This is a genomic window from Maribacter sp. 4G9 (assembly GCF_002742265.1).
Lineage (GTDB): Bacteria > Bacteroidota > Bacteroidia > Flavobacteriales > Flavobacteriaceae > Maribacter.
Genome location: NZ_MDGL01000197.1, coordinates 1 through 25,325 on the forward strand (window position 1 = coordinate 1; position 25,325 = coordinate 25,325).

Here is a 25,325-nt window from a genome sequence, read left to right on the forward strand (position 1 = left end):
TTACGCATATCTATTTGCTTATTAGCCATTGTCTTTTTAACAAAAAAAGACCTTTGACTTTTTACAAATAGAATCGACTTTTTTAGTGGTTCACTTTCACCCGTTTTAGGTGGCTCACTTTAGTCCGTTTTGGGTGGTTCACTTTAATCCGTTTTTAGTGGTATACTATGACCGTTTTTTGCAATACTATTATTGTAATGAAACCAAATAAAACGAACAAGTACTTCCATGGTACTAGGTCCACAATAAACTTTCCAAATGTAGGTGAAACAGTTGGAGTTAAAATATAGACTACCATAATATATGACACTATTTTTGCCATACTGTTTCCTGAGAACTTATCCCTTACTATTGATAAGGTAAGTACCCTGGGGGCTCCCAGTCCCAAGCCTTGAATTATCTGTCCAATCAACAAAAAGTTGAACTTTGTCGCTAATGTAGAAATCAAGCATCCGAATAAGAACGTAAGGAGCCCTAAAGCCATAACTTTTTTCCTTCCCCAAGCATCTGAAAGAGGACCTAAAAAAAGTTGACCAATAGCCAATCCTAAGTAAAGAAATGAAACTACTTTATGTACTTCACTAGAGTCAGACAGATTAAAGGACTGTTTTATTTTTATGTAGGCAGGAAGCATCATATTAATCACTAATGAAACGAGGGCCATCAACATCGATATTATTACTATAAAAGACGCTTTTTTCATAGAATTATAAGACATGGCACAATATTATTGTTACCATGAACAATAGTTCTTGATGTAGATTAAGAAATTAGTTTTTTAGTAGATTTTTCTTTATTCTACTCAGATGTTCGGGAGTAATACTTAGGTATGATGCTATAATGTATTGAGGTACTTTTGATTCAATATCTCCATATTTTACCTTAAATTCAATATAGCGACTTTCCGCTGTGCTATTAATTTGATTTAAGGTACGATCTTGTAGTGCCAGATAAGCCCGCTCTATTTTCAACCTGAAAAAAGTCTCCATACTTCCTATCGTCTCATAAAGTCTTTCTAGTTGTCTTTTCTGTATTAAGTATATTGTAGAGTTTTCAAGTGCTTGGATGTAAACATTAGAAGGTTTTTCTGAAATAAATGCGTACAAGTTATTTACCCACATATCATCCATACCAATATGAATGGTAATCTCTATACCCTGGTTGTCCAAATAATAAACTCTGACCAAACCATTTTCAATAAAAAGCAGGTCTAAGGATTTTGTCCCGGAATATTGAATGAACTCGTTTTTTGAAAAGTTTCTACACTTGAAAGAAGTGATGACAGTTCTCAATTCTTCAGGTGAGAGTTCAATATGACTTTGTATATGATTTTTTAATCGTTCCAAGAATCAGGGCTGAAATTAAATACAGTATAAATTATAATTTATGAATCTTTATTAATCTGGATTAAGATTTTTTTCTAAAATGAAGATTTACTTTGAAAAATGGATATAGTGTATAATGATATTGGCAAATCATACAATAATACAAGGAAACCCGACCGGGAAATATTCAAACAACTTAGTGAATTGCTAGAACCTGAAGTTGATAAATATTACTTGGATATTGGTTGCGGAACTGGAAATTACACTGGTCTGTTCTTAAAAGAAAATTTAAATATAATAGGAATGGACCCATCAGTACTTATGATAAATGAAGCCAAAAACTTGTATCCGAAAGGAGTTTGGAAAACTGGTTATGCGGAAAGTACAGGTTTAGAAAAAGAATCAATACATGGAATCGTTGCCACTTTGACCATACACCATTGGGAAGATTTAAATTTATCCTTTAACGAACTAAGCCGGGTATTGAAAGTAGGTGGAAAGCTTGTAATCTTTACATCCACTCCTTTTCAAATGAAAAAATATTGGTTGAACCATTATTTTCCCAAAATGATGGAAAAATCAATACTTCAAATGCCTTCTCTTGATGCTATTGTAAATGCTTTATCGGAGACAAACTTAAGAGTTAATCAATTGGAAAAGTATTTTGTGACTCCTGATTTACAAGATTATTTTCTGTATTCTGGTAAGCAAAGGCCGGCCCTATACCTAAATCCCAATGTTAGGAGTGGTATTTCTTCGTTCTCATTGTTAAGTTTAAGACAAGAAGTTGAAGAAGGCCTTTCAACTTTAAAAAGTGATATTGCCAACGGTAACATTCAACAGATTATTGATGACTATAAAAATGATTATGGCGACTATCTTTTTATTGTATTGTCTAAAGATCAATAGCTAAAGGGAATGAAATACTTGTTCGAGTATAATTGGAAAGTTAGAGATGAATGGCTGAATTATTTAATTCAAGTGCCAAAAGAAGAATTAATTAAAAAGAGAATTGGCGGTTTAGGGAGTATTCAAGAAACCTTGTTTCATATTGTCAAAGTTGAGCACAATTGGATTCGAGATTTAAAGAACGAACCCATAAGCAGTTTAACTTATGATGCTAAAACCTATGATCTAGATACTTTAAAAAAACTATCCGAAGAGTTTCGACAAGAGGTGAAGGGTTATATTGACTCTTGGGATGGGAGCAAAGAATTTAAATCGTTACATTTGTTAGTAGGCGCAAATGAAATAAGATGTACCTATGGGGAAGCTTTAATGCATATCATTGCACATGAAATACATCATATGGGGCAGTTATCTATTTGGTCAAGAGAACTGGGTTTGCGACCAATCTCTAGTAACCTAATTCATAAAAACATAATGCTAAAGCATTGATTTAAAATAGGATGGAAAGTGATAAAAAAGTGAAATCAACAATGACGTTTAAGATAGGTAGAATTTTGGCTCTTTATTTAATTGTAACCGGGAGTGGATTCTTGTTATCTCCCGATTTTTTCACGAGTTTAATTGTAAAAGAAGGGTCAGATCCGGTACTTATCAACTTGTCAGGTATGGTTCATTTTTTTATTGGGGCTACAATACTTGTCAATCACTTTTTTTGGAAGGGCTTACATCAAATTTTGGTTTCTGTTGTTGGGGTATTATTTTTCCTTAAGGGAGTATTTTTAATTGCATTACCGGAGTTGACATTGCAATCAGGAAATAATGAGCTGCAAGTACCAATGGCTATGGGAATAGGATTTGTATCCTTAGGTTTATTAATTGGGATATTATGCTTTAAAGTAAGCGGATGAAGGGTAATTGAAAAGGTGTGTTTCGAACTAATTTAAAGAATTAGGTAAGATTCAGTTTTAAAATTAGTATAATCTTTTGTTTTTAGAATTATTTAATACATATTTTTAGATATCAGAAAGTAAGTCATCTTACTCTAAGTTCATTTAAAATACCGTCAACAAATCGGTCAACAGTTAAGTTTTTGAATTCGTAACTAATTGATATATAATTGATTATGTGGTAAGGTTGTAATCCTGCCACCCCGACAAAAAGGGTATCAAATTAAAATTTTTGACACCTAAACAAACGAAAACCAGTAAAATACATTTTTACTGGTTTTTTTGTGTGTATTTGAGAACATTTAGCTTAGCTCAAAACATCTGTAACTCCTGGTGTAGGAATAGGATATGATCCATCGGGTCCTGGAACGCTAGGCGGAGTCGAATCCCAAGTGATCTCACTAGGCATCAGTAATTTTTCCGAAGCTAAGGCATCGTCCCATGAAATAACTTTTCCGGAGTACGTTGCCATTCGTCCCATAATTGCTGTCATGGTACTTTTTGCACCGTTTTCGGTATCACTGATAACCTCATTGTTTCGTATGGAAGCAAAAAGACGATCATGCTCCACTTGATATGGGTTAGGGTCATTTCGGTTGCGATAATCGAACAGTTTCTCCCCGTTCAAACCGGTAATGCTTGCAGCACCGGCATCGTTCATTTCAATACTGCCCTTTGTACCTTGAAAATTCTCGCCCACTTTGGACCAAGTGTCCGGTTGGTGACGGCATTGACTGGCGATGACCGCCCCACTAGGGTAGGTGAACTCGACAAAATGATGGTCAAAGATCTCGCCATGGTCCTTGCCGGTTCGTACCAGTCTGCCCCCCATTCCTTGTGCAGAAACTGGATACTCACCAATAAACCAGTTGGCCACATCGATATTGTGTATATGTTGTTCCAAAATATGGTCCCCGCAGAGCCAGTTGAAATAATACCAATTTCGCATTTGGTATTCCAGTTCTGTTTGTCCTTCTTTACGTGGACGTACCCAAACCCCGGCACTGTTCCAATAAACCTGGCCAGAAACTATCTTGCCCACGCTACCTTCTTTTATTTTATCGGCAATCGCTAAATAATTGTTTTGATAGTGACGCTGTAGTCCCACGACCACGTTCAATTTTTTTTCTTTGGCAACCTTGGCCATTTCCAAGACCTTACGGATTCCTGGGGCATCAACCGCCACCGGTTTCTCCATAAATACATGTTTACCCGCATTTATGGCATACTCAAAGTGGTATGGCCTAAAGCCTGGCGTCGTTGCCAAAATGACCACATCTGCCATGTCTATTGCCTTTTTATAGGCATCCAGACCCACATATTTATGGGCTTCCTTAACATTCACTTTTTTGGTGCCTTCAAATTCTTTTTGAAGGTTCATCAGGCTATTGTCCAATTGGTCCTGGAAGGCATCGGCCATAGCAACCAATTCTATATTTTCATCGGCCTTTAAGGCTTGGTTGGCAGCACCGGTGCCACGTCCGCCACAGCCGACCACGGCAAGTTTTAACTTCTTATCGTTTAAAACGTTTACCATAGCACTCATTTCCAATACGGGTAGGAGCATGCCTGCGCCCACCAGCGCTGTGTTTTTACAAAACCCCCTTCTGGAGGTATTCGTGTTTACATCGGTTTTGTTCTTTGAACTTTTCATGAATCATTTATTTAATTTATGGGCTATTGGCCCCAATAGTTATTTATTTCATTTTTATTGGGCACGTTGGGATCACGAACTATACGGAAGCCTACAAAAGGGGCATCGGTATTCCACCACTTACTTTTTGGAAATTGAGGGTCGCGCATTTTCCAATTTTCATTGGATCCCAAACGGGCGGCACTTCTTAGATAATCTGGATCGTCATTATAGGACCCTCCCCTTACGGAACGAGGGTAGGTTTTTATGGCCATTTCAAAGGGTGATGTGGTGGTCCCTTTCCTGTCTTCATAAGCATCGGGTAAATATTGGTCCAAGGTCCATTCCGCAACGTTGCCATACATATCATATAATCCCCAGGGATTTGGTTTTTTTTGCCCAACTTGATGATACGTATTCCCACTATTTTCATAGTACCAGGCGTAGTCATTCAATGCGTTGGGATCATCCCCAAAATGATAGGCGGTTGATGTACCGGCACGGGCGCAGTATTCCCATTCTGCCTCTGTGGGTAATCTATAAAAATGGCCGGTTTTTGCGGAAAGCCATTTACAGAATTGCGATGCCGCATGGTGGGTAACATTGCCCACGGGCAAACCTTCACTGGTTCCCATGCCCAAACTCATATCTACATAGGGAATGGTGGCCCCGGAAATGGCGTCAATATCAATATCAACCTCTTTGGAGGTGGTAGGATTTTCTGCATCATCGATGGCCCGATTCACAAAAAGGTTGTATACCTCCCAGGTAATTTCATATTTCGAAATCCAAAAGGAGTTAAGGGCTACCTCATGAACGGGCCCTTCATCAGTATTTCTATTTTTTTCAGATTCTGGGCTACCCATGCGAAAACTGCCCGATGGTATCGCAGCCATTTCTATTTCCAATTTGGAACCTCCAATGGTCTGTGTGAAGTCTTCCAATGCCTCTTCTTGTGCGCCTACGGGAGTACTTACTACAATCGTAATGAAAAAAAGTAATAAAAGATTGAATTTATCCATGAACTAAAAAAATAAGGAAACGCCCGATTCTCAAACCACCCAATACATGGCTTAAATTCATCATCGTGTTGGTTTGCTTTGTCCAACATAGAAATTAAATATAAGCAAAACAAAAATTAGTGAAAGTTCTGTAATTCCCAAAGTATTTGATAAACATCAATTTTTACTGCAATGAACCAATGAAGTTGAATAGGTCATTCTTATTATTTTCAAGAAATTCCTTACGTTGGTTGCATATATCTTATCATGTATTTCTTTTGGCAAGGAATGCCCTACGTTGGCTTGTCCCTGGATAAAAAACGTAGAATACTGAACCTTACCGATGATTCAGAAAACCCTTTGGGAGCATGGAATCAAATGGTAATTGAATGTCTCAATAATGAAATCAAAGTGTGGGAAAACGGCGATTTGGTCAATTACGGATATAACGCTACCGCCAGTAGTGGACAAATTGCCTTACAGGCAGAAGGTGCAGAAGTGGAATTTAGAAAAGTAGTTCTTACCCCCATACGTTCGTTTTCCGAGTAGGGTAAGGCAGATGAAGCACACCTCTTCACGATAGTGCCACATGAATAGGTAATTCCTCTTTTTTACCCTCATGTGGATCGTAGTTCGAAGACCCGGTATGAGGTACCTTTTTGAAATTGTAAAGCGCTGAGGTATAATTATGGAGTTAGGATATTAAATTGCAAAGGCAACGTAAACAATTTTGAGCTGATAGTCCATTGATTATAAGCTTCTTGATTTCTGAATACTAAATGAAAACAGATATGGATTTAATGTAGACCTTTTATCCTCTTGGGGTGCCTTGTAATTGCATAATGAAATCACCCAAAATATATAATGATTGTCAACTACTGAACTACCAAAATGACCCTTTGATATCTGGTCAATGCAGGAAAACCGGTATCCGTACCTTCAATGATTATATGGAATTGATTTCCTTTTTTCGCAGCTGAAGGTATTTCTACGGTAGCCATATCCTGTTTTATTTCTACCCGTGCATGTCCGTCCCCGGCTTCATCATAGCACCAAGCTTTTATGTAAACAGGATGATCGTCAATATCATTTGAAGAAACTTGAAGGTTAACTATTTCACCGGCTTTGGCAGTAATGGAAAGCCCTTCTTTTACAATAATTTCCGGGGCATGGTTGGCCTCCTCGAAGGGTTTTATACACCAATCTGCACGCGCTGCAAAATCCAATTGCATGGCCTTTATCCATCGGGTTTGAGGGTAGCTTTTATCCATTTTTCCAGTTTCAGGGTTGAGGTCGGAAGCATTTTCTCCATCCTCATAACGAAATGGGTTTTCTTCGGAAAGCACAAATCGCCCGCTCCATCCACCTCTAGAGGGATCTTCATAATTGTTCAGCCCAACATCCACCAAATGAAGAAAAGCGGGACTGTCCCCTTCGGATATAAAATCATATTTTGAAAAACTTCCTCTTTCAGTATTGATTATTTTAGAGATATCGCCTTCAAAATGGTTGGGGTCTCCTTCTTGTTTTTGTCCATCGCCATAGGAATAATATTTTTTGAGTAGTGGTCCATGGTCGTTAATAATGTTAGCGCCCATAAAACTTCCCTCTAGAAAAGGTTGCTGAGTTTTGGGAACCACTTGTTTCCAAGGATAGGCAAAACACCAGAATTGGTTGGCGTTGTAGAAAACCCTAATCTCCGGCCAATTGGGACCGATATACTTTTTGTAGGTAGCATCCTGGTCCATTATGGTGTAGATGATGGCTTTTTTGGAAACTTTTTCCTTAACGGCTTTCCAATCCTTGGTTCCTTTGTAGTCTTCCTCAATGGATTTAAGGGCCCTGGCTATAGTATTGGTGCCTCCCCATGCTTGTAAAAATAGCTCTCTATCGTCATCATCAAGCAACTTTTCTTGTATCAATTTTGAACCTTCTGTGCGTTGGGCCATTTCCCCTTCAAAATCAATATTTCCTACTTTGACCAAACCCAATAGCTTCTGGGGCGCTGGGTAGTTCTTATCATGTACGATCAAGTTTGGGTAGACCTTGGCATATTCTTCAAGCAATTCCTCTATCCATTGGGTTCCTGGCCATCGTAGGTCCGTAAGATCCTTCCCGTAGATTTTTTTGGTCATTTCCATTTCCGAGGTAAATTTGGTACCCTTGCCGTCACCCTTCCAATGCCACATGGAGCTGGAATATACCAAACCCTGGGTTTCGAACTCATTGGAGTAGAGAAGGTACCTGATGAAGGTATCTACGTCATCTATCTCACCATCGGTAGTCACGATGGTGCGTTTAGGGAGGTCTTGGGATACTATAGGAGCAAGTATCGGTAGAAATAATATAATTGTTAAAAGTCGTTTCATTTTTAAAAATTTGAAAGCTTAGATTACGAAAGCGGTATCGCATTAATTTATTCAAGTTTAAGCATAACTTTTTAAATATAACCCGATAAGATAAACCAATAAACCAAGGGGATGGGAACTTAGCTGTATCCAATATTGTATCTTAGTTTAAAAATTGACCCATGCCTACTTCAGACAAAATCTATAAGGCTTTTGAACTGTTTGATGAAGCGAACAAAAAAGACCCCAACAGGGAAACCTATCTTGGCAAGGAATATCCCAAGGAGGTTTTGTATGCGATTCGCATGACCGAAAAGCTGAACGAATTTGCCCCGGATGCCTCCGAAGCCTTACGTTTAACGGTAAGGGCGCAACACATTTGTAGATGGGAAATTCCTAGGGAATCCTGTGAAATGAATCGGACAGGTTATTTGAAGTGGAGACAGGACCTTAAAAAGTTTCATGCCGAAAAAGCCTCGAAAATACTGGAGAAAGTTGGGTATGATTCGGAGACGATCGACAAGGTGAAATTTCTGTTGGAAAAAAGGCAACTGAAACGAAACGCCGAAACCCAAACCTTGGAGGATGTCATTTGTTTGGTCTTTTTGGAATTTTACTTTGAACCGTTCGCCAAGGAACATCCGCAGGAAAAGGTGGTGGATATTTTACAAAAGACCTGGCGAAAAATGTCCAAAAAAGGACAGGAGGCCGCATTGAAACTCCCTTTGTCACAAACATCCAAGGAGTTCGTGGAAAAGGCCTTGTTATAAAAAGGAATTTAATCTTTGTTTAAATGAAATGTCAGGTCGAGCTGTCTTATCGTTTATTTCGGCTTCGCTCAACATACACTAATATCGAGATGCGAGACCTAAATTTGTTTTTTCAATTCTAAAACCTCTCGACTCCGCTCGAGGAGACAGAAAAGTTGGATTGAAGTCAACATTAAAAATGAATATAGAAAACCGAACAACATAGAACACATGGAGCGAAATGAACTATATCCTATTTTTTTAAAAGTTTCCAACCTCAAAATACTGATTGTAGGTGGAGGCAATGTCGCCTTGGAGAAATTGACCTTTTTGCTGAAATCGAGCCCCAATGCGCAGGTGGAAATGGTTTCCCCCATGTTTAGGGAGGAAACCGTACAATTGGCCAAAAGTGCAAACATAATCATGCATGAGGACAGTTATAATCCCAATTATTTGAAGGGCAAGCATTTGGTCGTTGCTACGACGGATAATGTTGCCGTGAACGAGCAAGTATACCATGATTGCCGTGAACGAAGTATCTTGGTGAATGTGGCGGACAATCCGCCGTTTTGTGATTTTTATATGGGAGGTATTGTCACCAAGGGGAACGTAAAAGTGGCGATTTCCACGAATGGAAAATCCCCCACGACCGCCAAAAGACTCCGACAGTTTTTTGAGGACGTCATCCCCGAGAATATTGATGATTTGGTCAAGAACCTCAATGAATTCAGAAAGACCATCAAAGGCGATTTTGAGGAGAAAGTGGAGACCTTAAATGAATTCACCAAAGGATTGGTTGAAAAGAAGAATAAATGAACACATGAAAATTAGAATCAAAGGGAATACGGTGCGTTACCGACTCACAAAAAGTGAAGTCGAAACCTTGGCACAAACGGGATATTACAAAGAGGAGACCCCTTTTGGCAAAAGGACCTTTGTATACGCGATTAAGGTGGACGCGGCCACACCGGAATTGCATGCGGACTTTGTAAACGACACCATTACCCTGTACCTGAACGAGCGAAAAGCCGTGTCATGGGCAAACAATGACCTAGTAGGTTTCAGCTCTGAAATAAAAATGGCAAAGGGCACCACCTTGTCGCTTTTGCTGGAAAAGGATTTTGTCTGTATGGACAATACCGATGAGGACCAATCGGACAATTATCCAAACCCGAAATTGTCAAAATAAGACTTGATTACCTATTTTTACCCCCGCTAGACCGTCAAGCGGACAGTCAATTCAATTACGTTATGAGCGAACAGACCTGGGTAACCAATAACATTCCCTATTTGGAGGTACCAACCATTGCCATTGATATAGAGAGAGAAGTAGGGGCAAAGGGTGTCAATTATCTGAAATCCAAAATTGCTTTGGGGCAGCACCCGGTAAAGGTCACCGAACGCCTACAATATTGGGCACATACAACACCCGATGCCATTTTCTTGGCGCAGCGCGCAGAAGATGGAGACTGGAGAACGCTTACCTATGTGGAAGCCTGGCAGAAAATTCAGGGAATCGCGCAGTATCTATTGGATACCGTGACTTCAAAACACAGGCCGATTGCCCTGCTTTCCGGCAATAGTATTGAACATGGACTATTGGCAACGGCCGCTATGCATATTGGTATTCCTTATGCGCCCATTAGTCCCGCGTACTCCTTGAAATCGGATAGTTTTGAAAAACTGAAGCATTGTTTGGATGTTCTGGACCCCGAATTGATTTTTGTTCAGGATGGAAATGCCTATAAAAAGGCACTGGAAGGCGTGGCCAGAAATACCAAGAATACCCGATTTATTTTTGTTGAAAATGGGATGCCGGATACGGACCGTTTCGAGGATATCGTAAAAACCAAACCGACACCTAACGTTGCCGAAGCCTACGATAAAATAGGTAGGGAAACCTTGGCAAAGGTATTGTTCACAAGTGGTTCCACTGGGCTGCCCAAGGGGGTCATGAATACCCATGGAAACCTTACGGCCAATTGGCAACAGATTACCCAGACCTTTCCTTTTGTAGAAAATGGTGCCTTGCAGTTAATGGATTGGTTGCCTTGGAACCATACCTTTGGTAGCAACCATAATTTTGGGTTGGTCATGTACAATGGAGGCTCCCTGTATATTGATGAGGGCAGCCCAACCCCAACGGGAATGGTGCAATCCATTAAAAATCTAAAGGAGTTTGCCCCAACGGTTTATTTCAACGTACCTAAAGGGTTTGAGGAGCTCATTCCCTTTTTAAATACCGATGAAGGTTTGCGCCGGACATTCTTCTCCAGACTGAAGATGCTTTTTTATGCCGGAGCCAGTATTTCACAAAAAGTCTGGGACCAACTTGAAAGACTTTCCATACGGACTACGGGCAAGCGGATATTGATTTCATCCGGTTTTGGGATGACGGAATCTAGCCCGTCTGCCATGTTCTGCACCGCCTATGACAGCAAGGCCGGATTTTTGGGGGTCCCGGTTCCGGGCTTGGAAATGAAACTGGTCCCTATGGGGGATAGGTGGGAAGCCAGGTTCAAGGGCCCCAATATCACGCCGGGGTATTGGAAAAATGAGGTAGCCACTGCCAATGCTTTTGACCGGGAAGGGTTTTATAAAACCTCGGAAGCTTTAAAATTCATAGATGAGCATGACCCCAATATAGGCATGCGGTACGATGGTAGGATAGCCGAAGATTTTAAATTAAGTACGGGAACCTGGGTAAATGTGGGGAATCTTCGCAATAACATTATAGCCCAAGGCAATGGTTTGGTAAAGGATGTTGTCATCACGGGGCATGACCAGGATTTTGTGGGGGCCGTTTTATTTCTGAATCTTGGATATTGTGCGGATTTCTTGGGTGGCGGACTTCAAACGACCGACTTTAATGCCGCACATTCCCTCCCCATACGGGACTGTTTACAGGAAATGCTGGATACCCTTGCCCAAAATAGTACCGGCAGTTCCACAAAGGTTAAGCGTGCCCTCATTGCCGACTTTGAACTTTCACCCGAAAAGGGAGAAGTAACGGAAAAGGGATCCATCAATCAGTATGCCTTCTTAAAGCACAGAAGTTCCTTGGTGGCCAAACTGTATGGGCACCACTTGGAACCCGGTATTTTTGAAACGAACTACTAGTGGGCCAAGAATGTACCGTAGGTCCTTTATGCCACCCCAAAGTTTTTGGTATGGCCGTTCGCATGGTTTTCGATAGCAAATTTGTATCGGGAACCGCCTGCTGAAACGTAACATTTGATTCTCAATACTTGCCCGAAAGGAGGGCTAATTTTACGGGCCGGACCCACAAAATTCACTCGAATTGACAAATGTTACGTTTAACAACCAACAACTGCACACTGAGCGTGGACACTGAGCGGCTAGTGCTGAGCGTAGCCGAAGCAAGCCGAAGTGTAGCCGAAGGGAACAACCAAGAACCAAAAGTCAAAGTCAAAATCCCCCTAGTGCAATACCCAAACGCTTTTCAGGTAAAGAAACAGTAACGAGGTTACTTCAGTTTTGTTAACTTTAGCATCCATTGATAAAAACTAGACCAACTTAATCAAGACAAAAATGGTGTGCATTTTCACGTGCTACACCGTTAACCTTAATCCTATGAAGACATTTTTATACTTAATTTCCCTTTGTTTGCTTGTCAGCAATTCATCCCTCGCCCAAACACCTCAAAAACAAAGAGTTGTCATCTTAACAGATATTGAGGCCGATCCAGATGATACGCAGTCCTTGGTGCGCTTGCTGCTCTATGCCAATCAAATCGATATCCAAGGACTGGTGGCCACCACCTCGTGCTGGATGCAAAACAAAATAAATCCGGAGTCCATTGCAAGAGTACTTCGCGCGTATGGCAAAGTACAACCCAACCTTTTAAAACACGAATCCGGCTATCCGGAATCGGCAGCCTTGTTGTCCCTGATCAAAAAGGGACTTCCGGTGTACGGCATGGACGGTGTAGGCGACGGTAAAGATTCCGAAGGTTCGGATTGGATCATTAAGGTCTTGGAAGAAAAGGATGATCGTCCGTTGTGGATTTCGGTCTGGGGCGGGGTAAATACCTTGGCGCAATCCCTCCATAAAATAAAACAGACGAAAAGTAAAAGCGAAGCCAAGCGATTGATCTCCAAACTACGGGTGCATACCATTTCTGATCAGGATGACAGCGGCCTTTGGATACGCAATACGTTTCCGGAGCTATTCTATATCGTTTCCCCGGGAGATCACTATGCCTCGGCCACTTGGACAGGAATCAATACGTATATCAACGGAATCGATAACAGTACCATTAGCAATACGTGGATCGCTAAAAATATTCAGCAGGACCATGGGCCCTTAGGTGCGGAATATCCCGATGTGGCTTGGGGCGTAGAAGGGGATACCCCAGCATTTTTGTCCCTGATACCCAACGGACTCAACGCACCCCAACATCCGGACTGGGGTGCTTGGGGCGGCCGATACGCCCTCTACAAACCGGAATTTGACAAGACCAAAAAAGGAAGTTCCATCGTAACCATAGGGCCGGAAACCCGAGCTATTTGGACGAATGTTGATGATGCATACACCCCTTATGTGCCCCAAGAATATGGGCGGAACGTAAAAAGGGACACCCTAACCTTCAAGGATAACAAGGCCACCTTATGGCGGTGGCGGGATGATTTTCAAAATGATTTTGCCGCCCGTATGGACTGGTGTTTCATGACCTATGAAGAGGCGAACCACCCACCGGTGCCCGGGTTGACGCATCCGGAGGAGTTTATGGTGAAATCGGGCGAAGCTTTTAGTCTGGATGCTTTTAATTCCACCGACCCTGATGGGGATAACCTGAGTTATCTATGGTTTTACTATCCGGAGGAAAGTACGTATAAAAACGAAGTCAATTTGGGCGCGGAGAACGTTCATATCGTAAACCTTACGGCACCCAAAGTCGATAAAAAGGAGACCCTGCATTTTATTTTGAAGCTCACGGATAAAGGCAGCCCTTCCTTAACTAGATACAAGCGGGTTATCGTTACGGTGGTGCCTAAATAGCAGATGCGGCCACCTTGGCAATGGAGTAGGAGGTGTTCAAAAGGTATTTTTGCCTCTGTTGTCATGTAAAGCATGTACAATTATGGATACCTAGTGATGTGTTACGTCTTACCAATGAAACATAAAACTAGTATTGTCTCATATTTTTGAATAGTTGAGAAACAAATTTAGTTGTAATGCATACACAGTACGATAGATGAAAATCGCAAAGCAATAAACCAAAAATTAAGTTCTGGAATTGACAAAAAAAATTCCTTTTGGTCAAACCAAGGTACATTGGATTTTATTTCAACCGATACAAATTTATACATGAGGATTGTTTTATTTTTTTAAAATTTTAATGCATCCATTTGTTAAAATATAGAAGTTAAGCACGCATATTTCCCATGCTATTTGTCAGTAATTTAGTGGTCTAGCCTATCCTATCTTTTGGACGTCTTTAGATCTTGTTTCTTTCTTGAGGTTCAGGATATTGATGAACCAAAAAGAAGTACCAAAAGATAATTCATAACTTTATTTGTTGAATTTCAAATAACTGTAATACAGCTAATTGTGTGTTTATTTTTAATTTTGGATTTTAGCTTGAATTTTTCATTGTTGATAAAACTGTTGAAAAACTAAAACGTTCGACCTACCATTTAAGGGCTAAAAATTTGACCTTTATACCTCTCGAAAACAGTTTCATTTTTAACCTTTTATTAACATGGAGATAACGGAAGTCATCAAAAGGGACTTTACTACCAAACCCTTTCAATTAGAGAAGATCACGAATGCAATTTTGAAGGCCATGACCGCTGTGGAATTGGGTGGCCCTGGTGATGCCGAAAAAATTTCCGAAATGGTCTACTCGGCATTGTTGGAACGGAAACAGGCGGATGACGCTTACAAGCCTACCGTAGAGGAAGTCCAGGACTTTGTGGAGAAGAAATTAATGGAGGGTGGCTTTTTTGAAGTGGCCAAGGCCTACATCCTGTATAGGAACGAACAGGCGCAAAAAAGGAAATCAAATATTTTCGAGAAGCGTATCAATCTAAAGCCCTATGAATATCCTGCTTTGTACGAATATGTGCCGGCAATCAGACATTCGTATTGGATCCATACGGAATTTAATTTTACAAGTGATATTCAGGATTTTAAGACCCGTCTTACGGATACGGAGCGCAGTGCCATAAAGAATACCATGCTGGCCATTTCCCAAATTGAAGTTGCCGTAAAAAGTTTTTGGGGCGATATCTACCACAAGATGCCCAAACCTGAAATTGGTTCCGTAGGGGCCACTTTTGCCGAAAGTGAGGTAAGACACCACGATGCTTATTCCCATCTTTTGGAAATCCTTGGCTTGAACCAAGAGTTCAAGAACCTAAAGAAAAAGCCGGTCATCATGAAGCGCGTCCATTATTTGGAAACCGCCTTGAAAAATGCAAAAAGTGAGGATAATAAGGAGTATGCGGAGTCCATATTGCTTTTCTCCCTATTTATTGAGCATGTATCCTTGTTTTCGCAGTTCTTGATCATCATGGCCTTCAACAAATACAAGAACATGCTGAAAGGTATTTCCAATGTAGTGGAGGCTACCTCCAAGGAGGAGCAGATCCACGGGGATTTTGGTATCGATATCATCAACATCATCAAAGATGAGAACCCAGATTGGTTCGATGTGGAATATCATTCTACCGTACAGGACATGTGCAAGGATGCCTTTGAGGCCGAAAGCGATATCATCGATTGGATTTTTGAAGCTGGAGAAATTGACTTTTTACCGAAGGTTCTGGTAAAAGAGTTCATTAAAAAGAGATTTAACGATTCCTTGGACAGTATAGGCATCGACAAAATATTTGAGGTAGACGAAAGTTTGTTGGCTCAGACCGAGTGGTTTGACGATGAGATTATCGGTACCAAACATGGGGACTTTTTTGTAAAGAGATCCATTAACTACAGTAAAAGAACACAAAGTATAACCAGCGACGACTTATTTTAACATGAACGAGACAAAACTAAACCTACAAAACGAAGTAGTACAAGAAGGAAAAGTATTAAAGGGTTCTGACCAACTGGTGCAAGCCAGAAAGGAGGCAATAAAGAACTTGGCCGAAGGTAAGGGGCAAGGAAAGGGATTTGCCTGGTTGAACGACCATAGCCGAAATTTCTTGGCATCGGGTTACCTGACTAAAGGAGTTACCCCGGAGGAACGAATCCGTGAAATTGCGGATAGGGCAGAGGCTATCTTGAAGATTCCAGGATTTTCCGATAAGTTCTACGGCTACATGAGCGAAGGCTTTTTCTCGTTGGCCTCCCCGGTGTGGTCGAACTTTGGAAAACAGAGAGGCCTTCCCATTAGTTGCTTTGGGTCGCACATCGATGACGATATGGGCAACATCCTTTACACCCAGTCAGAAGTGGGCATGATGTCCAAATTAGGTGGAGGAACTTCAGGTTATTTTGGAAAAATAAGACATCGTGGTGCGGAGGTGAAGAATAACGGTCAGGCTTCGGGTGCCGTTCATATCATGCAGCTTTTTGAGAGTATGGTGGATGTGGTAAGCCAAGGGTCCGTGCGTCGCGGTAGGTTCTCCCCGTATTTACCTGTGGAACATCCGGATATTAAGGAATTTTTGGAAATAGGAACGGAAGGAAACCCCATTCAAGAGTTGACCCACGGTGTAACGGTCACCAACGAATGGATGCAGGAGATGGTAGACGGTGATACCGATAAACGCGCCATATGGGCTAAAGTACTGCAACGTAGGGGAGAAATGGGATATCCCTATATTTTCTTCAAGGACAACGCCAACAATGGTGCAGCGGATGTATTCAAGGATAAAAACCTACCGATCTACGCCAGTAACCTATGTACGGAAATCATGTTGCCATCCAATGACAATTGGTCCTTTGTATGTGTATTGTCCTCAGTGAACCTATTACACTATGATCAATGGAAAAATACCGATGCCGTGGAAACCATGGTGTATTTCTTGGATGCCGTGATTACGGAGTTCTGTGAAAAATTGGAGGTATACCGAGATTCCGATAGTAGGGAAGACCGTCAAACATTTCTGTTTATGGAACGTGCCTATAACTTTGCCAAGGAGAACCGTGCCTTGGGTCTTGGGGTGTTAGGCTGGCACTCCTTATTGCAGTCCAAAATGTTAGCGTTCGATAGCCAGGATGCATACAATCTAAACAGTGAAATATTCAAGACCATTAAGGAAAAGTCCTATAAGGCTTCCGAGGAATTGGCACAAAAATTTGGTGAGCCCCAAGTATTGAAAGGGTACGGTAGACGAAACGCTACATTGAACGCAATCGCTCCAACAACCTCTTCAGCGTTCATATTGGGTCAAGTATCCCAAGGAATAGAGCCCATTTGGTCCAACACCTATGTAAAGGATATTGCCAAGGTGAAAACGACGATTAGAAATCCTTATTTGGAGGCCTTGTTGGAGGAAAAAGGCAAGAATACGACCGAAGTTTGGAGAAGTATCCGGGATTTTGATGGTTCCGTACAACACCTGGATTTCTTGACCCAAGAAGAGAAGGATGTATTCAAGACCTATTCTGAAATAGACCAAATGGATATCATCTATCAGGCGGCCAATAGGCAAAACCATATTGACCAGGGGCAGTCCGTGAACATCATCGTCCACCCGGAAATGCCCGTCAAGGAAATCAACAAAATCCATGTAACCGCTTGGAAGCTGGGATTGAAGTCACTATACTATCAGCATAGTATGAACGCCGCCCAGAAATTCAAACAGAAAAAGGATTGTGCAAGCTGCGAAGCATAGTCAATGATCTATCAAAATAAAAAGGCCCGCGAACTCGCGGGCCTTTTCTTATTAATACCAAAGTAATTAAAATCAATTCGTCAAAAATTCGAACTTCGCAGAGGGGAAGACTTAATCCTATAAAATCTTGGAAAATATCGAGATGTATATTTTATCCGGGTTGCTTCCCGTAACTTTGTAAAAAGCAAAATTAGCTCTTGAAGAAAGCTATCCTGTACATGGTAATAAGTACCTTCTCGTTCACTTTGATGAATGCGTTCGTAAAATACTTAAGCCATTTCCCAACCTTTGAAATCGTTTTTTTTAGATCCATAGGTTCTCTGGTCCTAGCCACTTCCTACATACTGGTAATGGGCATCCCCATATTTGGGAATAACAAAAAATTAATGGTGTACCGTTCGTTTGCCGGTATCATTGCAATGAGCTTATTTTTTATGTCCTTGAAGTTTATCCCTGTGGGTACTGCCGTCTCCTTACGGTATATTGCCCCCATTTTTGCCACTTTTTTTGCCGTATTGTGGCTCAAGGAAAGATTGAGGGCGGTGCAATGGTTGTTGTTTCTGATCGCCTTTTGTGGGGTATTGGTTATAAAGGGATTTGGGGATGCATTGGATACCACAGGGTTGTTACTCGTCTTAACGGCTTCGGTCTTCAGTGGGATGGTCTATGTGCTCATTCGTAAAATAGGCAAGGGAGACCATCCCCTGGTGGTTGTAAACTATTTTATGTTTACGGGTACCGTGGTTGGGGGCGTGTTGAGTATTCAAAATTTCACCCTGCCCCATGATGATGAATGGTTTTTGTTATTGAGCCTCGGATTTTTTGGTTTTTTTGGACAATTATTTATGACCAAAGCATTTCAAGTGGCCAAAACCAGCTTGGTAGCCCCTTTAAAATATATTGAGGTTATTTTTACGCTGACCGTGGGTGTATTCTGGTTCGGGGATTATTATTCCTTTTTTAGCCTCTTGGGAATATTGATGATCATTGGCGCGTTGGTGGCCAATGTATTTGTTGGAAAACGATAGTCTATTAAGGAAAACTTATCTACCGGTCCTTGTATTTACAATACTGTTGTTGATATCACTCATAGAATTCAATACAGCGGTGGTAATTTCATTTTCTATTTCATGGTAATACTGAAGGAACAGCATAGCGGATACTATAAGCATGCATAGTACGATGACGTCCGTCATCAATTTTAAGTCGAGGCTATTTTTTGAGGAAGTGTTCATCTGTTTAAAGGTTTGGTTCCTAGTAGGTCAATTTACAAATCTTTAACATAATTAACAAATAATTAAGAAAAATATCCCGTGCTATATTGATGATTACTTCCGATGAAATGAATTTCTAGGATGAACGGACAGAATTTTTCGATGAAATACCTAAAATTTTAAGAAAAAAGCCAAAAACCTGTGAAAACCTATTAATTTTTAATAAGTGTCTCGTGGTAAGCAATTGGGAACTTTGTCATGTTGAACCCCAAAACCAAGTATTATGAGAAATACTCTAGCTTACAAAATGGTAATCGGGTGTAGCCTAATCATAGGTTCTTATACACTAAATGCCCAGGATGGTTTGGTGGTTTCCAATGGAACCCATCAATTGACCGAAACAGAAAAACGCCTCCAGAATTATGAGGACCTAAAGTCCTTGGGTTATTCTGAAGAGGAAATCTATCAAGATTTGGGCAATGCCCATTTTTTGTCACACAATTATGAAACCGCCTTGTTCTGGTATCAGAAATTGATTGAAATCAGCCCGGATGGTCATTTGGATGCTTCTTACCAGAAGCGCTACGATTATGCCCTATCAAAACTTGGAGAAGCGGCAAAATCTGCGGAAGAGGACGAGAATTGGACGGAGCTTGTAAAGTCCGACTACCATATGACCGATGCTTCATCCAAATCCGTAAACAAGATGTCTAGAAGGAAAAACTTTAAAGCATTATCCATTAACCCAGAATATAGCACGGCTTCCTTGGGCAATGAAATGTCCTACTTTTTGGAGGTACAGGACAAACCCAAGGTAAAGGAGTTTACCTATGAAAGCCCTGCAGTGTTGACCAAGGACGGTAAAACGGCCTACTTCAGCAAAGAGGTTTGGATAAAACCAACCACTGGCATATTTTCTAAAAAGCAAAAAGTCCACCGGATTTTTAGGGCAGATAAGGTCAACGGGGAATGGAAATCCATTAAGGAATTGGCATTGTGTCCCAAGGAATACTCCGCCTTGCATCCAGCAATTTCCAAGGACGGCACGAGGCTATTCTTTGCTTCCAATATGCCAGGAACCTTTGGAGCGTTTGACATTTATGTCACTACCATAAAATCCAATGGTATCGTTGGAGTCGCCAAAAACTTGGGTACTAAAGTGAATACCCTAAAAAATGAAATGTATCCCAAGGTTATGGAAGGAAATACTTTGGTTTTTGCCTCGGAAGGCCATCAAGGATATGGCGGATTGGATGTCTTTATGGTAGAGGTCGAAAAAAGAAACGTAGGCTTGGCCATGAATATGGGAAGCACCATAAACAGTCCTAAAGATGATTTTTCCATTCAATTTTCGAATGAGCAGGGTATGGGCTACGTTATGTCCAACAGAGGTGGAAATGGCACCGCCCTAGAAATGGTCGCATTCTCCTACTTTGGTGAAAACAATACCAAGAATGTTAGGGATTTCCACTTGATGGAAGCCATGAACACGGAAACAAGGACCCAGTACTCAACATCGGTTTTTGAGGATGAAAATTAAATAGATGAAATTTCCCCCCGAATCTTTTCTATGATGAACCATACAAAGGAAGTTAACCCACATCCCTAGAATGTGATGTTAACACCCCCAATCCTTTGAAGATAATTTTACTCGAACGTTAAACTCTACTCAAATGAAAAATATTCTTAAAATATCGGCAAAAATAGGACTCCCCCTTATCCTGTTCATGTTTATGGGAAGCCTAAATGTACTTGGACAAGAGACTGGAACCAATTTAAACTCCAGCAGTACGTATCGTAACCAGTTGTTCTTCAATAGATATTTGATCAATCCAACATTTTCCTTGGTGAGGGAGAACAAATCCTATCTAAATATTTTACATAGAAACCAGTATGCCACTTTTGATGACAACAGTCAGAACTACTTTTTAGGTTTCAGTAACATGCTAAACGATAGAACTGCCATAGGAATTGGTATTTACAGCCAATGGTCAGGTGTAGTACAGGAATTCGGTTTTAATGCCAATTACGCCACCGCGGTAAAACTTGGAAATAAAAGCACACTTACTTTTGGTACGAATGTTACTTATTTCAATCAAGGATTGGATAAAAACCGAGTGGTAACTTCTGAAACCGATCCAGAAATTACAGAATCCAGAAAGGAAAGCAAGATTGCGGTTCAACCGGGCATCAACCTTTCCATAGGAAAATTTGACTTTGGACTGTATGCAGAGGATTTATTGCGCTACAACCAAACCACGGACGAGTTCCTGACCAATCTTTCCACACGAAGTGTTAAGGCATCCATGCAGTACACGCATTCCTTTAATGCTGGCAGGGGACTGTTTGAAAATGCCCGTTTGATGCCCTTGGGACAAGTAGGTAAAAACGAGGAAGGAAGCATATACTATTTAGGTTCCCTTTTGTTGGACCTACCAAATTATGGATGGTTGCAAACAACGATAGACCAAGAGTATGGCATGTCTGCCGGAGTAGGGTTCAATTTCAGTAAAAAAATGTCCTTGGGATATTTAATAGAGAAGGACCTTTCCCAAAATGAATCGAACCTAGGTTGGAACCACGAGGTATCCTTGGCCTATAAGTTCAAGGACGAGGATATGTCCATCACCATTGCGGATCGTTCCAATGACAGTAAGATAGATGCCATTGTGCGCAACTATGAGGAGCAGATTGCCGATTTAATATCGGAAAGGGACAAAACAAGGAAAAAGGAAAAAAGGGAGGCGGAAAAAGAAGCGGCCAATAGAAACATTGCTTCGGAACCCATTGAAAATGTAGACCCCAACGACTTGGCCTATCAAAACCGATTAATTCTGGATGAACTCATTCTAAGACAGGATTCCATTGAGGAAGCGCGAACCTTGGCCTTTGAAAAAAAGTTTGAGACCATTGTGAGACTGTTACGGAACGATATCAAAAATAGTGTGGATTCCAACATTCAAAACTTCAAGTTGGAGGAAAGGACCATGATGGCCGCCAAGAAGATGGAGGAGGAGCATGCCCGTATGGCCGCTGAGGAGGATTTTGAAAAATATAACAAACTGCCCATTAAAATGTTGGGAAGCTCAGATATCCTAGGGGTAAAATCCGGGTATTATGTAATCGCCAATGTATACAGCAACAAAAAGTATTTGAACGCCTTCATGCAAAAATTAAAGGACCAAGGACTGGATGCCAAGCAGTTTTACAATAAGGAAAACGGCTTGTATTATGTCTATCTGGCGGATTACGATTACAAAAGCGAAGCACATAATGCTTATGTATCCAATTTGGGTGGCAAATACAATGATGAAAAGTGGATCATGCAGGTGGACGAGCATACAGCTACTGTATCCAACACTTTTGAAGATGGAGATACATATTAAAGAAATTAACAAAAATATAGCAGGGTTTGCACACTATAATCGGCATATAAAAGTTTGAGTATTTCTAAGTTTGAGTAAATTGTCGACAGAAGGAGGGGTAGTATCCGGGGGGATAACTGGGGCCCCTCCTTTTTATTTTTAACATCATATTTCGATGAAATACATCCAAATTGTGCATTTTAACGAAAAAATGCAGGAGTTTATCAGGTCTAGTTGTTAAAAGGGTATATTTCGAACACAAACCTATTAGAAACCATTGTTTAACCCCAAATCCCCCAGATTATGGATAATTTTTACCTACAGCTTGTTACCCACAAGCAATCCTTCTTAACGACAAGCCCAAAGCATTTGCTCAACAAGCTTTATTTTTTGAAATTTATTCTTAAGCCCATTTTGCACAGACCGTTCCTTGAGCCGGAACAACATCCTTTCTAGGACAATTTTCGCCCTACACCATTATTTTTTTATTTTTTTCCGGATGTACCCAGTTTGGACAGGAAGCTCATTTATAGGCTATCCCAAAATAAAAAAGTAAATAACGGCCGTAGGCTACCCAGATTTTACCCAATTATTAACCCCCGGATTTGGTTTCCCCAAAAGAAACCGAACAGGACAATTTAACTTACTTATGAAAACTCAGGATTTAAAATTCATTATTGTAGAAAAAAATGAACATTTACATGTTAGCTATCTAAACTACCTAAAAGGAGTGGATGGTTTTCAACTTATGGGCATTTATACCACTGCTAATAAGGCCCTAAAGGATTTTAACAGAACCAGGCCCGATATCGTTTTAACGGAGGTCGATTTGCCTGAAACCAACGGTTTGGATACCATTCAGCTATATCGCAAAAAGGACTGGAACGTGAAGGTCGTGATGATCAGTGAAAACAATGACTTCGAACTTATTAAAAAAAGTTTCAAAAAAGGAGCAAATGGCTATTTGACCAAACCCATGTCCGCAGATAAGTTTAGCCATGCACTGACCAGCGTTAGGGAGGAAGGAGCAACCATCAGTAACGACATCGTTAAACAGGTTGTGTCCAATTTCAATAGGAAATCCTATAGTTTCTTTTCGGAAAGAGAGAATCAAATCGTAGACTATTTATGCAATGGGGCAACCTATAAAATGATAGCGGACAAACTATTTGTTACTACCAGTGCCGTCAATTTTCATATTCAGAATATCTATTTAAAGTTGGACGTAAATTCAAAGTCCGAAGCTTTGAGTAAACTAGAAAGCCTATAATACCTACTTATGCTTTGGGTAAAGGTCCTTGGGAACCCATTTGGTTTCCTTGGGCCTTTTTCTTTACGAAAAGGGTTTCGGGTTATTTTCGTAATTCACGAAAAAAATATATATATCTAAAAATCAAACTTATAATCTTGTAAAATACGGGATTTTCAAGGTCTTCAATTGATGTATTGTTAACTAAACTTCCTCCCTATATTCTTTAAGAAGCTAACTTTATAGTACTTTTAGGAGGCAAAAAATCACGTAAAGCACTGTCTGTATATGTACTATTTAGGTTTGGATATTGGTAGTTCCTCAATAAAGATTGCATTGGTGGCATCCAACACTGGCAAAAGTGTAGCCGTTGTTCAGGAGCCGGAGGTGGAAATGTCCATGCTGGCAATAAAAAATGGGTGGGCTGAGCAAAATCCGGAGGATTGGTGGGGCCATGCCTGCCATGGTATCAAAAGACTGATCAAAACGCACGGTATTTCTTCCGAAGAAATTATCGGGATAGGTATTTCCTATCAAATGCACGGGTTGGTGGTTGTGGACGCGGACCAAAAGGTGCTGCGCAATTCCATTATCTGGTGCGATAGCCGGGCTGTGCCAATCGGTCAGAAAGCCTTTGAAGAAATAGGGGAGGAAAAATGCTCGGAGTACTTATTGAATTCACCTTCCAATTTTACGGCCAGTAAATTAAAATGGGTAAAGGACAACGAGCCGGAAATTTTTGCAAAAATCCATAAGTTCATGTTGCCTGGCGATTACATAGCCATGCGGTTTTCAGGAAAAATAAATACGACGGTATCCGGACTTTCAGAAGGTATTTTTTGGGACTTTAAGAAAAAGGATATCGCTTCTTTTTTGATGGACTATTACGGCTTGGATGCCAGTCTGGTCCCTGATATTGTGGAGACTTTCGGTATACAATCACGCGTTGATGCAAAAGGGGCTTCTGAAAGTGGTTTACAGGTTGGGACTCCAATTTTATACAGAGCTGGGGACCAACCCAACAATGCCTTGTCCTTAAATGTCTTTAATCCGGGCGAAGTAGCCGCTACTGGAGGTACCTCCGGAGTAGTTTATGCCGTTACCGATAGTCTTTCTGTCAAAGAAAGCGCCAGGGTAAATAACTTCGCGCACGTAAATTATACTCCCGGAAACGACTCAAGGATAGGAAAGCTACTTTGTATCAATGGCTCTGGGATTCAGTACCGATGGTTGCTTAATAATTTGGATGTAGCGTCCTATGACGAAATGAACAAACTGGCCGAAGAAGTTTCTGTAGGTTCTGATGGTGTGGTAATCATACCTTTTGGAAACGGTGCGGAACGGATGCTTAATAATCAGGAAGTTGGTACGCGGCTGGTGAACATTAACTTGAACAACCATGGCAAGGGCCATTTGTGTAGGGCGGCTCTTGAGGGCATTGCCTTTTCATTTGTTTACGGGATGGAAATTATGGAATCTGACGGTATACGGGTCAATGTGATGCGGGCAGGAAACGACAACCTTTTTAGGTCGGATATTTTTTCTGAAACCGTAGCCACGCTCATTGGATATGATATTGAAATTTATAATACCACGGGTGCCATAGGAGCGGCTAGGGCAGGACTTTTACAGGATGGTGATTACCAAGTTTTTGGAAAGGCCATCATGGAAAACGATTACATATTGACATTTAAGCCTTTGGAGAATAAGGCAGAATACCAAAGGGCATATCAACTTTGGAAGAAGGAATTGGAAACAATAATAAACAACTTATAAAA

23 protein-coding genes are annotated in these 25,325 nt (G+C 40.8%); 17 read left to right on the plus strand and 6 right to left on the minus strand.

What is annotated here, in order from left to right; translation table 11 throughout:
• Positions 1–154 precede the first annotated feature (154 nt).
• The gene (locus BFP75_RS21225; protein ID WP_165776658.1) at positions 155–703 is read right to left on the minus strand and encodes an MFS transporter; all 549 of its coding nucleotides are present in this window, start codon (positions 701–703) and stop codon (positions 155–157) included.
• A gap of 67 nt (positions 704–770) precedes the next feature.
• Positions 771–1,346: a Crp/Fnr family transcriptional regulator gene (locus BFP75_RS21230; RefSeq protein WP_099547327.1), complete on the minus strand. Its 576-nt coding sequence runs from the start codon at positions 1,344–1,346 to the stop codon at positions 771–773.
• 99 nt (positions 1,347–1,445) lie between these two features.
• Between BFP75_RS21230 and BFP75_RS21235 the strand changes: the two genes are divergently transcribed.
• Genes BFP75_RS21235 through BFP75_RS21245 form a run of 3 tightly spaced genes read left to right on the plus strand, consistent with a single transcriptional unit; the run spans position 1,446 to position 3,142 of the window.
• Positions 1,446–2,234: a class I SAM-dependent methyltransferase gene (locus BFP75_RS21235; protein ID WP_099547328.1), complete on the plus strand. Its 789-nt coding sequence runs from the start codon at positions 1,446–1,448 to the stop codon at positions 2,232–2,234.
• 9 nt (positions 2,235–2,243) lie between these two features.
• Complete coding sequence (locus BFP75_RS21240; protein WP_099547329.1) at positions 2,244–2,723, plus strand: DinB family protein; 480 nt, start codon at positions 2,244–2,246, stop codon at positions 2,721–2,723.
• 11 nt (positions 2,724–2,734) lie between these two features.
• Positions 2,735–3,142, plus strand: a complete 408-nt coding sequence (locus BFP75_RS21245) for a hypothetical protein (RefSeq protein WP_099547330.1) — start codon at positions 2,735–2,737, stop codon at positions 3,140–3,142.
• A 346-nt stretch (positions 3,143–3,488) separates the two neighbouring features.
• On the opposite strand, the gene BFP75_RS21250 is transcribed toward BFP75_RS21245, so the two are convergent.
• Positions 3,489–4,835 (minus strand): Gfo/Idh/MocA family protein, encoded by a 1,347-nt coding sequence (locus BFP75_RS21250; RefSeq protein ID WP_099547331.1) that lies wholly within the window; start codon positions 4,833–4,835, stop codon positions 3,489–3,491.
• A 23-nt stretch (positions 4,836–4,858) separates the two neighbouring features.
• Entirely contained in the window at positions 4,859–5,836 is a 978-nt protein-coding gene (locus BFP75_RS21255) for a formylglycine-generating enzyme family protein (RefSeq protein WP_099547332.1), read from the minus strand.
• 246 nt (positions 5,837–6,082) lie between these two features.
• Between BFP75_RS21255 and BFP75_RS21260 the strand changes: the two genes are divergently transcribed.
• Entirely contained in the window at positions 6,083–6,364 is a 282-nt protein-coding gene (locus tag BFP75_RS21260) for a family 16 glycoside hydrolase (protein WP_099547333.1), read from the plus strand.
• Between the two features lie 326 nt (positions 6,365–6,690).
• Here BFP75_RS21260 and BFP75_RS21265 read toward each other — a convergent pair whose 3' ends face one another.
• Complete coding sequence (locus BFP75_RS21265; protein WP_099547334.1) at positions 6,691–8,184, minus strand: DUF1593 domain-containing protein; 1,494 nt, start codon at positions 8,182–8,184, stop codon at positions 6,691–6,693.
• Positions 8,185–8,345: 161 nt separating this feature from the next.
• Here BFP75_RS21265 and BFP75_RS21270 point away from each other — a divergent pair, with 161 nt between their 5' ends.
• From BFP75_RS21270 to BFP75_RS21305, 9 genes are all read left to right on the plus strand, one after another.
• Positions 8,346–8,933 carry a DUF4202 domain-containing protein gene (locus BFP75_RS21270; protein ID WP_099547335.1) on the plus strand — a complete coding sequence of 196 codons (588 nt, stop codon included), beginning with the start codon at positions 8,346–8,348 and terminating at the stop codon, positions 8,931–8,933.
• 210 nt (positions 8,934–9,143) lie between these two features.
• A complete protein-coding gene (locus BFP75_RS21275; protein ID WP_099547336.1) occupies positions 9,144–9,728 on the plus strand; it encodes a bifunctional precorrin-2 dehydrogenase/sirohydrochlorin ferrochelatase in 585 nt (194 codons plus the stop codon).
• Positions 9,729–9,732: 4 nt separating this feature from the next.
• Entirely contained in the window at positions 9,733–10,101 is a 369-nt protein-coding gene (locus BFP75_RS21280; RefSeq protein WP_099547362.1) for a DUF7009 family protein, read from the plus strand.
• Between the two features lie 62 nt (positions 10,102–10,163).
• Positions 10,164–12,032 carry a feruloyl-CoA synthase gene (locus BFP75_RS21285; protein ID WP_099547337.1) on the plus strand — a complete coding sequence of 623 codons (1,869 nt, stop codon included), beginning with the start codon at positions 10,164–10,166 and terminating at the stop codon, positions 12,030–12,032.
• A gap of 188 nt (positions 12,033–12,220) precedes the next feature.
• Entirely contained in the window at positions 12,221–12,394 is a 174-nt protein-coding gene (locus BFP75_RS22035) for a hypothetical protein (protein WP_165776659.1), read from the plus strand.
• A gap of 112 nt (positions 12,395–12,506) precedes the next feature.
• Positions 12,507–13,934: a DUF1593 domain-containing protein gene (locus tag BFP75_RS21290; protein ID WP_099547338.1), complete on the plus strand. Its 1,428-nt coding sequence runs from the start codon at positions 12,507–12,509 to the stop codon at positions 13,932–13,934.
• A 703-nt stretch (positions 13,935–14,637) separates the two neighbouring features.
• Positions 14,638–15,912 carry a ribonucleotide-diphosphate reductase subunit beta gene (locus BFP75_RS21295; RefSeq protein WP_099547339.1) on the plus strand — a complete coding sequence of 425 codons (1,275 nt, stop codon included), beginning with the start codon at positions 14,638–14,640 and terminating at the stop codon, positions 15,910–15,912.
• A 1-nt stretch (position 15,913) separates the two neighbouring features.
• Positions 15,914–17,719, plus strand: coding sequence for a ribonucleoside-diphosphate reductase subunit alpha (locus BFP75_RS21300; protein ID WP_099547340.1), 1,806 nt, complete (start codon positions 15,914–15,916; stop codon positions 17,717–17,719).
• A gap of 197 nt (positions 17,720–17,916) precedes the next feature.
• A complete protein-coding gene (locus BFP75_RS21305; protein WP_262497634.1) occupies positions 17,917–18,747 on the plus strand; it encodes a DMT family transporter in 831 nt (276 codons plus the stop codon).
• Between the two features lie 15 nt (positions 18,748–18,762).
• Here BFP75_RS21305 and BFP75_RS21310 read toward each other — a convergent pair whose 3' ends face one another.
• Entirely contained in the window at positions 18,763–18,954 is a 192-nt protein-coding gene (locus BFP75_RS21310; RefSeq protein ID WP_099547341.1) for a hypothetical protein, read from the minus strand.
• Positions 18,955–19,216: 262 nt separating this feature from the next.
• Between BFP75_RS21310 and BFP75_RS21315 the strand changes: the two genes are divergently transcribed.
• From BFP75_RS21315 to BFP75_RS21330, 4 genes are all read left to right on the plus strand, one after another.
• On the plus strand, positions 19,217–20,473 hold the full coding sequence (locus BFP75_RS21315; RefSeq protein WP_099547342.1) for a tetratricopeptide repeat protein: 1,257 nt from the start codon (positions 19,217–19,219) through the stop codon (positions 20,471–20,473).
• A 133-nt stretch (positions 20,474–20,606) separates the two neighbouring features.
• Positions 20,607–22,319, plus strand: a complete 1,713-nt coding sequence (locus BFP75_RS21320; protein ID WP_099547343.1) for a PorP/SprF family type IX secretion system membrane protein — start codon at positions 20,607–20,609, stop codon at positions 22,317–22,319.
• 628 nt (positions 22,320–22,947) lie between these two features.
• A complete protein-coding gene (locus BFP75_RS21325) occupies positions 22,948–23,568 on the plus strand; it encodes a response regulator transcription factor (RefSeq protein WP_099547344.1) in 621 nt (206 codons plus the stop codon).
• 267 nt (positions 23,569–23,835) lie between these two features.
• Entirely contained in the window at positions 23,836–25,323 is a 1,488-nt protein-coding gene (locus BFP75_RS21330; protein WP_099547345.1) for a xylulokinase, read from the plus strand.
• Positions 25,324–25,325 lie beyond the last annotated feature (2 nt).